Origin of the sequence: Hymenobacter nitidus (assembly GCF_020447315.1) — a bacterium.
Classification (GTDB): domain Bacteria; phylum Bacteroidota; class Bacteroidia; order Cytophagales; family Hymenobacteraceae; genus Hymenobacter; species Hymenobacter nitidus.
Genome location: NZ_JAJADQ010000004.1, coordinates 180235 through 193281 on the forward strand (window position 1 = coordinate 180235; position 13047 = coordinate 193281).

The following is a 13047-nucleotide window of genomic DNA, read 5'->3' on the forward strand; positions in this document are numbered from 1 at the left end:
TTTTTTGTGTAAAAAGATCCTGGGAAGCTTACTTCTGGCCGCCGTTGGCGGGCACGGCCTGGGCCGGCGCCGGCGCCTGGGCAGGAGAGGCGGGCGTGGTGCTGGGGCGGGTGGCGGCCGAGCTGTTGCGCAGTACCAGGTGCAGCGGGGCCACGTTCATTTCCCGCAGGCTGATGATGCCGTACACGGTTTCGCCGGGCTTGATGCTCTTGTTGGTCAGGTCGTGCTGGGCAAACTCCAGGCGCAGGTTCTTGTTGGCCTGGCTGGCACCTATCATGTTGCCGCCCGCAATGAAAGGGCCCGTAGGAATAAACGTCCCGCCCGAAGTAGTCGTCTGGCCCGTGCTGGAGTTTACCGTGGTGGTGCCACCCACGTTGAAGTTCAGCAGCAGGTAGAGCAGGTAGATGGCGACGCCTTGCTTCAAGTCGTTGGCAGCCTGCACCGATGGTACCGGAGCTACCGGCCGGTCGCCGAAGTAGAGCTCTAGGTCGCGGGAGAAGTTCAACTCCTGATCGGTGTTGTTTTTCACTTTCACCGCCACGGTCTGGTAGCCGCGCTTACGCTCTTTCTTGTTGTATTTTTTATTGCGGCCGTGTATCGAGAGGGCGCCGTACTGGTAGCTGAACTCTACCGGGCTATTGGCCGACGTCACCGACGTATAGGAAGTAACGGTAGTAGGACGAATAGCCGTGTAACCGCCCGCGCAGCCGGTGGCAAAAAGCAGAGCCGAGCCAGCCACAATACGGGTAAATGTGTTGCGCATAAAGAAGAGAGAAAAGGTAAACTGAATAGGTACAGCGGGCCAGACATTCTGATCCAACCAACAAAACTATTTATTTACCTGTCCGCCTGTATGCGCCCTGTAGCAGATTGAATAATATATCCAGGCTGTACTGAGTATAGTCTAATTTGATAAGCGCTATATACTCCGGAAGTGGTGCTTTACCCGGGCAACACCAGCTCCCGGGGCAGCTCGAAGCGCAGGTTGCGGCTCTTGCTGCGGCCGTGCAACTGGGTCAGGAAATCGTCGAGCTCGGGCTTGTATTCCAGCCACAGATCTTCGTGCAGGTTATTGAGAATCAGTTGGGCGGTGCGGGTCGTGAGGCGGGCCGTGCTTACGTAGAAGCCGTTGTAGGGCGAGTCGAACTGGCCGGTATAGTTGTCGAAAATCAGGCGCAGCGCGTACAGGTTCAGGTCAATTTCCAGGCGCTTATCCTTGGTAATGCGGCGCGAACGGGCACTCTCCTTCACGGCTTTGCCCAGGGCCTTGTTCAGGCTGCGGTTGAGCAGGCGGCCCGTTACGGCCACGTTGAACAGCTCGTGAATCCGGTCGGTGGTTTCCTCATACACCTGCTCCACCGTCACTTCCGGCAGCAGCTCAAACACCAGGGTTTCGTAGAGCTCGGCGTCGCGGCGCACGGCCCGAAGCAGCAGCTTTTCCTTGTCGGCGTCGGGCAGGCGTTTGAGGGCTTTCTTGAAGTCGGAGGACGGAACGGGCATGGAGAAAGGCGCGGGTTGGAACAAGGAATTACCTGGGCAATACGCCCGCGGTGAAAAACAGATGCTAAGGAATTTGATTTGCTAATAAAATTAGTAAATTGCCTCGGCTAACTGCTTTAGTCGGTTCAGCGAAGCTACTTCAATTGTCAACTACATTCTACTTTGTATGGCCTTACTCACCATTCAGGACGAAACCGTCGCGGGCGGCATCCTCAACCGGCTGGAGCTGGAAATAGCCCAGGAAATGCTCACGGTGCGCGAATTGATTGCCCAGCGCGTGTACCAGGAAGTAGCCGCCTACAACAGCCGGCAGCAGGACGTATTTCAGGGCCTGGTGCAGCCCACCGAGTCGGAGCGGGTGCTGAACGGCTTCCGGCTGCTGCGTCAGGCCAAGCCGATTGACACCGAAACCCAGCTCTACAAGGCCCTGGAAGGCTTTCTGCAGAACAGCTACTTTGTGCTCGTCAACGACCGGCAGGTGGATAGTCTGGACGAGGAAGTGTGGCTGGGCAGCGGGGCCACGGCCAGTTTTATTAAACTCACGCCGCTGGTAGGGGGCTGATGCGCCGCTGGACCAGCGTGTGGCCGCGCCTGCGGGCCGCAGTTACCCGGTTGTTTTTCCCTTCAGCCTCCGTATTCATGCCGACGAAAGAGAAAAAAGCACTGCCTAAAATTCTGACCAGCGACTTGCCCGAGGCCGCGGAGATGCTGCCCGTACTGCTGCGGTTTCTCACCGAAATTAAGGACCGCAACCTGAGCTACTACGGGCTGAAGCTGACGGAGCTGAACTCCTACCAGGCGCTCCGGGAGCAGGATGCTGCCTACAAAGGACGGCTGGTGCTGGTCACGGCGCAGGTAATAAGCCGCCTGCTGGGCGACCATACCCATTACGACCTGCGCTACCAGCTGGAGGCCCTGCTCAAGGTGCTGCTGCGTACGACCCTGGCGCTGAGCAACGCCGATTTTGTGCGGCTTCTGGATCTGTATGGCCTGGGCGGCAGAAAGCAAACCGTGCAGACGATATCAACGGCTATGGTGTACTTCCCGCTGCTGGCCACGCTAAGCCAGTTGGAGAAAAAGTCCAAAAACCAGCCTCTGGGCGAGGAAGTGGCCGCCTACCTGCGCGGGTTGCTGCAAGCCATGACCGCCAACCTGACTGACGACGGCCTGATGAAGCTGCGCGTAAAGCTGCAGGAGCTGCTGGGCGAAGGCGGTGGGGCGGAGCTGCCCACTGTGGCTTTCTCCGACGGCGACGCTTTCGGGCAGGCGCTGAATGAGTTTGTGGCCGAGCTGGAGCCGGCCACTGCCCAGCCTTGGCTGAAGCTGTTGCAGCTTTGGCAGAAAGCCAGCGGAAGCCAGCCCACGGCCAAGTTTCTAAAAGAAGCCGCCGCAGCCATTGCTGCCGTGGGCGAGCCGGTCGTGGCGGCCCATTACAGCGTCTGGCTCAGCGGCCTGACGCAGCTGCCGGTGCAAACCTTCCACCTCGGCGACGACCCGAGCACCTACTCCGACTCGTACCTGCTAACCACCACGGGCCTGAATGCGGCCAAGGGACTGATCTGGACGAGTATTCCGCTGCTGACGCCGGCCATGCAGGCGTCTTTGGCCGAGCTGGCCCTGAAGTGCTACCGCAAAGTACCGGGCAAAGGTCCGCTGGCCCCCAGCCTGGGCAATGCCTGCGTGCTGGCGCTGGCCCGGGGCGGCCTGCCCGGCGTGGCGCACCTCTCGCGCCTCCGGCTTAAGATAAAGCAAACCAGTGCCCAGGCCCTGATTAGCAACCACATAGAAAAAGCCTCGTTGGAGCTGGGCGTTACGCCCACCGAAATTGAGGATATGGCCGTGCCCACCTGCGGCCTGGTGGCTGGTCGGGCCAACTTCACATACGGTGACTACCAGGCCGTGCTGGAGCTGACCGATGGTAAAGCGGCCGTGCAGTGGTCGAAAGAGGGCAAGGCGCTGAAGTCGGTGCCCGCGGCCCTGAAGAAAACCCACGCCGCCGAGCTGAAAGAGCTGAAGGAAATCCAGGCCCTGGCCCAGCAAACCCTCACGGCCCAGCGCGACCGGCTCGACCGGAGCTTCATCGTTGGGCGCCGGCTGCCGCTGGCCTGGTTCCGGCAGTATTACTTCGAGCACGACCTGCTGAGCTACCTCACCCGGCAGCTGATCTGGCGCTTTCACCACCCCGACGGCTCCCATACCGACGCGCTGTGGCTGCGCGAGGCCTGGCGCGATGCCCAGGGCCAGCCCGTGCCCGCACCGGCCGACGACGCGCAGGTGCAGCTCTGGCACCCGGTGCTGGCCCCGGCCGCCGAGGTGCTGGCCTGGCGCAAGCTGCTGGAAGACGAGCAGCGCCGCCAGCCCCTGAAACAGGCGTTCCGGGAGCTGTACCTGCTCACGCCGCCCGAGGAGCGCACGGGCACTTATTCCAACCGCATGGCAGCCCACGTGCTGCGCCAGCATCAGTTTAACTCCCTGACCAAGCTGCGCGGCTGGCGCTACAGCCTGATGGGCGCCTACGACAAGGGTTACGAAACCGACACGGCAACGCTGGCGTTGCCCGCCTACGGCCTGGAAGCGCAGTTTTGGGTGAGCGAAGTGAATGCCGACGACGCCTGGAACGATACCGGTATCTGGAACTACGTCAGCACCGACCAAATCCGGTTTGTAAACGGCCGGGGTGCGGTACCGCTGCCCGAGGTGCCGCCGCTGATTTTCTCGGAAGTAATGCGCGACGTGGACCTGTTTGTGGGCGTAAGCAGCGTGGGCAATGACCCGCAGTGGCGCGACAACGGCGGCCTGCCCGCCTACCGCAACTACTGGGAGAGCTACAGCTTCGGGGAGTTGGGCGAAGTGGCCAAAAACCGCAAACTGGCCCTGGAACGCCTCGTGCCCCGCATGAAAATTGGGAAGGTGAGCGAAATAAAGGACCGGTTTCTGGTGGTGCGCGGCAAGCTGCGGACCTACAAAATCCACCTGGGCAGCGGCAACATCCTGATGGAGCCCAACGACCAGTACCTGTGCATTGTGCCCGACCGCTCGGCCAAGTCCCTGACGCCCGACGTGTTTCTGCCCTTCGAGGGCGACGCGGTGCTGTCCATCATCTTGAGTAAAGCCCTGCTGCTGATGGACGACGACAAGATTACCGACGAAACCATCAACCGGCAGATTAAGCAGTAGGCTGCGGCCGGGAAGTTGTTCCGAGCCAGCGGAGTTTAAACATCACTGTGAGCCAGCCAGGAATTTCGCGCGCCCTAAGCCCGTCATGCTTCGGCAGGCGGACGACAGATCAAGCATAACGTCTTTAACTAGCTTCTGACACGCAAAAAGCCACTCGCATTACAGTGAGTGGCTTTTTTGCGTTGGTATGCAGCCGCTTTTACAGCACGAACCCAAACACGGCGCGGGCCGAAAACTGCATCGGGTTGAGGTTCGGACCCTCGATTTTCTGCTTATAGTGGTCGGCATAGTAGCTGCCGCGGCCGAGGCGGGCGGAGTAGGTTACGTGCAGGCCGACCACGCAGCGCTTGAGCACCGAGGGGTCGAAGGGGTAGAACTCGTAGTGCGCCCCCAGGGCCAGCGAAGTGCTGGTGTAGCGCAGCGTGCGGCTGTAGGCCGGGCTGGCAAGCAGGTTGGCGGCCGTGGTGGTACCGCTCAGCGCCTGGTCGATAAGGGTGATATCGGCCGAGTTGTAGGTGACGCCCAAGGTGGGAGTGAAGCACTGGGTCTGCTTGGCATTGAGCCAAGCATAACCCAGGTAGTTCATCACATTGGATGAGTTGAGCATGGTTTTCCGCTCCTGATCCTCTTTCTTGAACTCGTACACCACGGCTTCCATGCCCAGCAGGATGTGCTTGAACCGGACGCTGCCGCCGCCGCCGTAGGCAAACTGCCCGCCATCGACGACGGGGTAGCCGCCCTGGCGCAGCACGTCGTTCAGGCCGCTGTAGTCGGCGCGGGCGTAGCCCAGTCCCAGGAACAGCTGCCCGCTGAAGGTCTTGAAGATTGCCTCGTTGATGGCCATGGCCTTCAGAAAATCCAGGGAGTCGACTTCCACCGTCGTCACCGCGTTGGAGCGGGCGTCGATGCGGCTGATGCGCACCGTGTCGGGCTGGGGCTTGGTTTGGGCTTGAGCCTGGGCCACGGCCGGTGGCAGCAACCCCAGCAGCAAGCCGGCGAGAAGCAGATATTTCATTCGGCGGGGTAGGTTATAGGGATGGGGAAGAGTGGGCGCAAGAAACGGCCAGCCGCTGCAACAGCACCGTGCGGCCGGCAGCAGGCGTTACAGATGCTCGTCGAAGTACTGGGTAATCTTGTGGTAGAGGTGCACCCGGTCTTTGCCGCCCACGTTGTGCGGGTGGCCGGGGTACACGAAGTAGTCGAGTTGAATGCCCTTGTCGACGGCCGTTTTGAGGTAGTCGAGGCTGTGCTGCCACACCACCACGTCGTCCACGGTGCCGTGAATGAGCAGCAGGCGGCCCCGGAGCTTGTCGACGTAGTTTAGCAGGTTGGCCTGGGCGTAGCCCTCGGGGTTTTCCTGGGGCGTATCCATGTAGCGCTCCGTGTACATCACCTCGTACAGGCGCCAGTCGATAACCGGGCCGCCCCCAATGCCCACTTTGAACGTGCCGGGGCTGCGCGTCATCATCGTGGTGGTCATGAAGCCGCCGAAGCTCCAGCCGTGAATGCCGATGCGGGTTTGGTCGACGTAGGGCAGGCTTTTGAGGTAGTCGACGCCCTGGAGCTGGTCGGCCATTTCGGCGGTGCCCAGCTGGCGGAAGGTAGCCTGCTCGAAGGCCCGGCCCCGGTTGCCCGAGCCCCGCGAGTCGATGGTAAAGACCACGTAGCCTTTCTGGGCCATGAGCTGCATCCAGAGGTTGGAACCGCTCAGCCAGCTGTTGGTCACGAGCTGCACGTGCGGGCCGCCGTAGAGGTAGACCACCGTGGGGTATTTCTTGCCGGCATCGAAGTTGGGCGGCGTGATAAGGCGGGCGTTAAGCGTCGTCTGGCCGTCGGCGGCCTTCACCGTTACCAGCCTGGTCTGGCCCAGCGCGTAGCCTTCCACCGGGTTGGGGGCGGTCAGCAGCGTAGCGCCGACCTTGCCGGTAGCCACGCTCAGGGTCTGAATCAGGCGCGGTATCGTGCTGCTGCTGTAATTGTCCAGCACGTACTTTCCGGAAGGGCTCAGGGTGCCCGCGTGGGTGCCGGCTGCCGTCGACACGCGCCGCAGCTTGCCGCCACCCAAACCGACGGCCTGAATCTGGCGCTCCAGCCCGTCGGTGGCCGTAGCCGTGAAAATTACCTCCTTACCTTTGGCGTCGAAGCCCAGTACCTCGGTTACCACAAAGTTGCCCTTGGTGAGCTGGCGCAGCAGTTTGCCGCCGGTGGAGTAGAGGTAGAGGTGGTTGTAGCCGTCGCGCTGGCTCTGCCAGACGAACTGGTCGGCCTTGCCGGGCACGAAAAGCAGCGAGTGCTGGGGCTCCACGTACTTGTCGTCTTTCTCCTCGAACAGCGTCTTGACGAACGCGCCCGACGTGGCGTCGTACTGCTTCAGCTCCATGTGGTTCTGGCCCCGGTTGAGCACGGCCACGTAGATAAACTTCTCGTCGGGGCTCCAGCTAAGGTTGGTCAGATACTGCTCCCGGGGCTCCCCGGTTTGCAGAAACACGGTTTTGCGCGACTCTACGTCGTAGATGCCCACCGTTACCTCGTGGCTTTTGTCGCCGGCCATGGGGTATTTAATGGGCGTGGCCTGGGCCGGCACGGGCAGCACCGTTACGAGCGGATAATCCGTTACCATCGTCTGATCCATGCGGTAGAAGGCCAGCTTCCGGCCCTGGGGGCTCCAGAACGTGCCCTTCGTGATGCCGAACTCCGAGCGGTGGGCCGCCTGCCCGTTCACGATGCCGGGGTTGGGTTCCTGGGTTACGGCCTCATTTTCGCGGCCCGCCAGGGAGATGTAGAGGTTCTGGGCTTTGGTGTAGGCCACCCGGGTTTTAGTGGGGTCCATTTCCACGTTTTCGGCCGCCGGGTCGTAGGCCAGCAGCTTGCTGGCCTGGCCGGTGGCAACGGTATAGCCGTACACCTGGCCTTTGCTCGTGACCAGCAGCGTGCCGGCATTCAGCCACTGCACTGCCGGAAAGGCTTTGGCTTCGTCAGCGCCGGCCGCTTTCAGGGCCGCGCTAAGCTGGGCAACGGGCACCGCCGTGGTGAGCTTGTCAGTAGTGGCCGCGCCGCGCACCAGCTCGTCCTGGCCGCCGGTGGTACGCACGTAGCTATATTCATCATTCGAGCCCGGAATCCAGGTGAGCTGCCGCAGGTTCTGGGGTTGCAGGCTGCGGTTGAGGAAGGCATCCTCCATCGTGAGCAGCTTCTGCTGGGCGCGGGCCGGCAGCTGCAGCACCAGGGCCAGACCCAACAGCAGGGCCAGGCGCGAGGGGAGAGTAAGCATAGAAGAGAAAAAGGGAGGGAATTGAAAGCTGGAAATTACACCGGATTTGCGAACAACCCCGCAGCCGCCGCCCAGTTGTTTTGACGGGGTAAAACGGTATATGCGGGGCATATAGCCGGCCCCGGATATTGTAGCGAAACCGGGAAACGATTCTGACGGTAAGTGGGTTATACTACGCCGGGGAAGCCCGGTAAACAGGCTTTTTTACTCGATTTTCCGTACTTTTGTGCCATGACCACCAAACCGCAAATCGACTACGACGAGGATGTACTGCTGCTGGAAGAAACCATCGAGGTCCGCGACCTAATCGTGTACAACGATGACGTGAACACCTTCGAGCACGTTATCCGAACCCTGATCGACGTGTGCGGCCACGAGCCGGAACAAGCCGAGCAGTGTACCCTGCTGATTCACCATAAGGGGCAGTGCACCGTGAAGCACGGCGCCTATGAGGAACTGGCCGACATGTGCACCGCCATCCACGACCGGGGTATTTCGGCCGACGTACTGTAGGCAATGTGGTGAATGTGAGAAATGTGGCGAATGTGCTATCCGGATGGCTCAAAGCCCGGTTAGCTGGTGCATGAGTGGCCAATTTTAGATAGCCTAATAGCCCATCAGCACACTTAAAATCACATTCACCGCATTCCGACACATTACCCACATTTCTCACATTAGATTTAATGGAGTTTCCTTCCAAACTAATAGAAAACGCAGTAGGAGAGTTGGCGAAGCTGCCCGGTATCGGCCGCAAAACCGCTTTGCGCCTCACGCTGCACCTGCTCAAAGCCGAAACCGAAGCCACCAGCTCGCTGGCCGAGGCTCTGGCCAAGATGCGCTTCGAGATTACCTATTGTCAAACCTGTCATAATATCTCCGACACGGAGGAGTGCAGCATCTGCGCCAACAAGCTGCGCGACCATAGCATGGTGTGCGTCGTGTCGGATATCCGCGACGTTATTGCCATCGAAAATACCGGCCAGTACCAGGGCGTGTACCACGTGCTGGGCGGCGTGATTTCACCTATTGAGGGCATCGGCCCCAGCGACCTGCACATCGACACGCTGCTGACCCGCATTCCCGAGTCGGAAATCAAGGAAATTATCCTGGCCATCAGCCCCACGATGGAAGGCGACACCACCGCGTTTTTCCTGTCCCGTAAGCTGCGCGAGTTTCCCGACGTGCACATCAGCACCATTGCCCGTGGCATTCCGATGGGCGGCGAGTTGGAATACGCCGACGAAATCACCTTGGGCCGCTCCATCGTGGAGCGCACCCGCCAGGCCAAGCAAGGCTGATTCCCTCATGTCCTTGCGAGCATTCTGCGCATGAAGCAGAGACGCGGCAATCCGTCCTTTGCTAGTCACCAATGTTCTTTTACCAGAAAGCCCCTTACTACCGCCGTAGCAAGGGGCTTTTCACTTTAGAAAGCTTTCTACATTTCAGAGGACGCATTGCTACGTCTCTGCTTCATGCGCAGAATGCTCACAAGGACATGAGGGAAAGAAGCCGGATGGCGTCGCCCTTGGCAAAGGCAGGAAAACCGCGTCACGACCTCCATCTTAGGCTTGGCCACAATACGGTTTTGTTGCGGGGCCTCGCAATACCGGGTGCGCTGCGTAACTTTCGCCGCTCCTGACCCCGCCGCCCATTGCCCGCCGTGAAGCTTTCCATCGTCATCGTCAACTACAACGTCTGCTATTTTCTGGAGCAGGCCCTGTTGTCGGTGCGGCGGGCGGTGGAAAAGCTGGGCGCACCGGCTGAGGTTTTCGTGGTCGACAACAACTCCGTGGACGGCTCGGTGGCCATGGTGCGGGCCCGCTTTCCGGAGGTTATCCTGATCGAAAACAAGGACAATCCCGGCTTCAGCAAGGCCAATAACCAGGCGATTTGGGTGTCCAGGGGCGAGTACGTGCTCTTGCTCAACCCCGACACGGTGGTGGAGGAGGATACCTTCCGGGCCTGCTGCGCCTTCATGGACGAGCACCCGCAGGCCGGCGGCCTGGGCGTGAAAATGCTCGATGGCCAGGGCAAGTTTCTGCCCGAAAGCAAGCGGGGACTGCCCACGCCGGCTGTGGCCTTCTACAAGATTTTCGGGCTGGCCAGTCTGTTTCCGAAGTCGCGCACGTTTGGCCGCTACCACCTGGGTTTCCTCGACAAAGACCAGTCCCACGAAATTGAAGTGCTCAGCGGGGCCTTCATGCTGATGCGCGCCACCGCCCTGGCCCAGGTCGGCCTGCTCGACGAGGACTACTTCATGTACGGCGAGGACATCGACCTCTCGTACCGCCTAACCCAGGGCGGCTGGAAAAACTACTACTTCCCCGGCACCCGCATCATTCACTACAAGGGCGAGAGCACCAAGCGTACGAGCGTCAACTACGTGTTCGTGTTCTACCGGGCCATGGTGATTTTTGCCCGCAAGCACTTCGCCCCGCAGCGCGCCGGCACGTTTTCCCTGCTCATCAACCTGGCCATCTGGCTGCGGGCGGGGTTGGCCGTGGGGCAGCGGCTGCTGCTGCAGGCCGCGCCCGTGCTGCTCGATGCCGGCCTGATTTACGGAGGTATGTACTTTCTGAAATCCTACTGGGAACAGAACCACAAGTACGTGCGCACCGATTACCCGCCCGAGTTTATGCTCCTGGCCGTGCCGGCCTACATCGTGGTGTGGCTCACCTCGGCCTACTTCAGCGGGGCCTACGACCAGCCCACCAAAACCGGCCGTATCGTGCGCGGTATCTTCCTGGGAACGGTGCTCATTTCGGCCGTTTCCAACTTCCTGGATGCTTACCGCTTCTCCAAAGCCCTCATCATTCTGGGCGGCGTCTGGAGCGTGGCCGCCTTGGTGGGGCGGCGCCTGGCTCTGCACTTCTGGCGCTACCGCGACCTGCGCCTGAACGAGCGGCGCCAGAAAAACGTGGCTATTGTAGGCTCGGCCGCCGAAAGCAAGCGGGTGCGCCAGCTGCTGGAAACTGCCGCCGTGCAGGCCCGCATCATCGGCTACGTAACCCCCAACGCCGCTGAACAGGAAAACTCACCGTCTCACCCTTTCACCACCTCGCCGGACGACTCCCTCGGCGAAGTGCGGCAGCTCGACGATATTATCCGCATCTACGCGCTGGATGAGCTGATTTTCTGCGGCAAGGACCTTTCCGCCAGCCAGATTATTGCCCTGATGGTGGAGCTGCCCCAGCAGCCTCCGGTGGCCTACAAGATCTTGCCCGAAGACAGTGAGTACATCATCGGCAGCTCCAGCAAGGACGCGCCCGGCGACTACTATGCCCTCGACATTGCCCTGAACCTCTACCAGCCCCAGCAAGCCCGCAACAAGCGCCTGCTCGACGTGTTCCTGAGTCTGGCGCTGCTGCTGGGCTCACCGCTGATTGTCTGGCTGCAAAAGGAAAAGGCAGGCTTTCTGCGCAACTGCCTGCGGGTGCTGTCGGGCAGCAGCACCTGGGTGGGCCTGCGCCACGCCGCGCCGCCGCGCCGCTCGGCCCGGGCCATCCTCTCGCCCGCCGATGCGGCCCACGCCCAGGCCGCCCTTACTGAGGCCACGCGCCGCCGCCTGGAGCTGCTCTACGCCAAAGACTACGAGCCCTCTATGGACCTGAGCATTATCCTGCACTGCCTGCGCGAACTAGGCCGGCAGGGGTGAAAAGCCGGGTCGTTGTTTCGCAAACAATTCTGGGCAAACAATTTAAATTGTTTGCCCAGAATTGTTTGCCCACGTTGCCGGGGATTCCGGCCCTTGTCGGGTGCGGCAAGCCAGCAGCGTCCCGGCCAATTCGGGGGCAAATCCGTACTTTTGCAGCCTCCCATCCCAACCTGTTTTCTATGGCTACTACTGCCGCCGTATCACCTACTTCCGTCCTGTCCGAGCGCATCAGCGCCCTGCAGGAGTCTCAAACCATTGCCATGGCCAAAAAAGCCCGCGAGCTGATGGCCCAGGGCATCGACGTGATTAATCTGAGCTTTGGCGAGCCGGATTTTGACACGCCGGAATACATCCGCGAGGCCGCTAAAAAGGCCATGGATGAAGGCTACACCAAGTACATGCCCGTGCCTGGCTACCTGGACCTGCGCCAAGCCATTGCTGCCAAGCTTCAGCGCGAAAACCAGCTGGAGTACCAAGCCGAGAATATCGTGGTAAGCACCGGCGCCAAGCAGGCCCTGGCCAATGCCGTGATGAGCCTGGTGAATCCCGGCGACGAAGTCATCGTGTTTGCGCCCTACTGGGTAAGCTACGAGGAAATGGTGCGCCTGGCCGAGGGCGTGAGCGTGCCGTTGCTGGGTACCCTGGAAAACGACTACAAGGTGACGGCCGAACAGCTCGAAGCGGCCATTACGCCCCGCACCAAGCTTATCATGTATTCCTCGCCCTGCAACCCGACCGGCTCGGTTTTCTCGCGCGAGGAGTTGGCCGGCATTGCCGAAGTGGTGGCCCGCTACCCCCAGGTACACGTATTGGCCGACGAAATCTACGAGTACATCAACTTCGTGGGTGAGCATGCCAGCCTGGCCCAGTTCGACGAAATCAAGGACCGGGTGATTACGGTGAATGGCTTTTCGAAAGGTTACGCCATGACGGGCTGGCGCGTGGGCTACCTGGCCGCTACCAAGCAGATTGCCGCCGCCTGCGAGAAAATGCAGAGCCAGATTACGTCCGGTACCTGCTCGGTGGCCCAGCGCGCGGCCCTGGCCGCCCTGCAGGGCGGCCGTTCCTCGGCCGATACCATGGTGGAAGCCTACCGCCGCCGCCGCGACATGGTGCTGGAGCAGGTGAAGGAAATTTCGGGCTTTAAAACGCCCACGCCCAGCGGCGCCTTCTACATTTTTCCTGACGTCAGCGCTTATTTCGGCCGCACTGCCCCCGATGGCTCCGCTATCAATACGGCCACCGACCTAGCCCTGTACATGCTTAACGACGCCCACGTGGCGGCCGTGACGGGTGAGGCTTTCGGGGCGCCCAGCTGCATCCGCTTCAGCACCGCCGCCGCCGACGACAAGCTGCGCGAAGCCTTCCGCCGCATCAAGGTGAGTCTGGATAAGCTGGTGTAGAATGTGCTTTTCGCATTAGGTCGCTAAGAAACGGCTGTCAT

The 13047-nt window shown here is 60.8% G+C and carries 10 protein-coding genes; 6 read left to right on the forward strand and 4 right to left on the reverse strand.

Annotated elements, in window-relative coordinates:
* Nucleotides 1-28 precede the first annotated feature (28 nt).
* Nucleotides 29-763 (reverse strand): hypothetical protein, encoded by a 735-nt coding sequence (locus LGH70_RS09145; protein WP_226184930.1) that lies wholly within the window; start codon nucleotides 761-763, stop codon nucleotides 29-31.
* A 179-nt stretch (nucleotides 764-942) separates the two neighbouring features.
* The gene (locus tag LGH70_RS09150) at nucleotides 943-1500 is read right to left on the reverse strand and encodes a hypothetical protein (protein ID WP_226184931.1); all 558 of its coding nucleotides are present in this window, start codon (nucleotides 1498-1500) and stop codon (nucleotides 943-945) included.
* A 166-nt stretch (nucleotides 1501-1666) separates the two neighbouring features.
* On the opposite strand from LGH70_RS09150, the gene LGH70_RS09155 reads away from it, so the two are divergent.
* Nucleotides 1667-2062, forward strand: a complete 396-nt coding sequence (locus tag LGH70_RS09155; RefSeq protein ID WP_226184932.1) for a hypothetical protein — start codon at nucleotides 1667-1669, stop codon at nucleotides 2060-2062.
* A gap of 77 nt (nucleotides 2063-2139) precedes the next feature.
* The gene (locus LGH70_RS09160; protein ID WP_226184933.1) at nucleotides 2140-4677 is read left to right on the forward strand and encodes a DUF4132 domain-containing protein; all 2538 of its coding nucleotides are present in this window, start codon (nucleotides 2140-2142) and stop codon (nucleotides 4675-4677) included.
* Between the two features lie 199 nt (nucleotides 4678-4876).
* Here the strand turns inward: LGH70_RS09160 and LGH70_RS09165 are convergent, their stop codons facing one another.
* Nucleotides 4877-5692, reverse strand: coding sequence for a hypothetical protein (locus LGH70_RS09165; RefSeq protein WP_226184934.1), 816 nt, complete (start codon nucleotides 5690-5692; stop codon nucleotides 4877-4879).
* An 87-nt stretch (nucleotides 5693-5779) separates the two neighbouring features.
* Entirely contained in the window at nucleotides 5780-7948 is a 2169-nt protein-coding gene (locus tag LGH70_RS09170) for a S9 family peptidase (protein ID WP_226184935.1), read from the reverse strand.
* A 231-nt stretch (nucleotides 7949-8179) separates the two neighbouring features.
* Between LGH70_RS09170 and LGH70_RS09175 the strand changes: the two genes are divergently transcribed.
* The 4 genes from LGH70_RS09175 to LGH70_RS09190 all read left to right on the forward strand — a co-directional run bounded on the left by LGH70_RS09175 (nucleotide 8180) and on the right by LGH70_RS09190 (nucleotide 13006).
* Entirely contained in the window at nucleotides 8180-8461 is a 282-nt protein-coding gene (locus tag LGH70_RS09175) for an ATP-dependent Clp protease adaptor ClpS (RefSeq protein WP_226184936.1), read from the forward strand.
* A 170-nt stretch (nucleotides 8462-8631) separates the two neighbouring features.
* Nucleotides 8632-9246 carry a recombination mediator RecR gene (gene recR / locus LGH70_RS09180; protein WP_226184937.1) on the forward strand — a complete coding sequence of 205 codons (615 nt, stop codon included), beginning with the start codon at nucleotides 8632-8634 and terminating at the stop codon, nucleotides 9244-9246.
* Nucleotides 9247-9608: 362 nt separating this feature from the next.
* On the forward strand, nucleotides 9609-11603 hold the full coding sequence (locus tag LGH70_RS09185) for a glycosyltransferase (RefSeq protein ID WP_226184938.1): 1995 nt from the start codon (nucleotides 9609-9611) through the stop codon (nucleotides 11601-11603).
* Between the two features lie 179 nt (nucleotides 11604-11782).
* On the forward strand, nucleotides 11783-13006 hold the full coding sequence (locus LGH70_RS09190; RefSeq protein WP_226184939.1) for a pyridoxal phosphate-dependent aminotransferase: 1224 nt from the start codon (nucleotides 11783-11785) through the stop codon (nucleotides 13004-13006).
* Nucleotides 13007-13047: the final 41 nt, after the last annotated feature.

What these genes read in the sequence shown, in the direction of transcription:
- LGH70_RS09155 (WP_226184932.1), top strand. Translation starts at nt 1,667, where the DNA reads ATGGCCTTACTCACCATTCAGGACGAAACCGTCGCGGGCGGCATCCTC.
- LGH70_RS09165 (WP_226184934.1), bottom strand. Translation starts at nt 5,692, where the DNA reads ATGAAATATCTGCTTCTCGCCGGCTTGCTGCTGGGGTTGCTGCCACCG.
- LGH70_RS09160 (WP_226184933.1), top strand. Translation starts at nt 2,140, where the DNA reads ATGCCGACGAAAGAGAAAAAAGCACTGCCTAAAATTCTGACCAGCGAC.
- LGH70_RS09175 (WP_226184936.1), top strand. Translation starts at nt 8,180, where the DNA reads ATGACCACCAAACCGCAAATCGACTACGACGAGGATGTACTGCTGCTG.
- LGH70_RS09190 (WP_226184939.1), top strand. Translation starts at nt 11,783, where the DNA reads ATGGCTACTACTGCCGCCGTATCACCTACTTCCGTCCTGTCCGAGCGC.
- recR (WP_226184937.1), top strand. Translation starts at nt 8,632, where the DNA reads ATGGAGTTTCCTTCCAAACTAATAGAAAACGCAGTAGGAGAGTTGGCG.
- LGH70_RS09145 (WP_226184930.1), bottom strand. Translation starts at nt 763, where the DNA reads ATGCGCAACACATTTACCCGTATTGTGGCTGGCTCGGCTCTGCTTTTT.
- LGH70_RS09150 (WP_226184931.1), bottom strand. Translation starts at nt 1,500, where the DNA reads ATGCCCGTTCCGTCCTCCGACTTCAAGAAAGCCCTCAAACGCCTGCCC.
- LGH70_RS09170 (WP_226184935.1), bottom strand. Translation starts at nt 7,948, where the DNA reads ATGCTTACTCTCCCCTCGCGCCTGGCCCTGCTGTTGGGTCTGGCCCTG.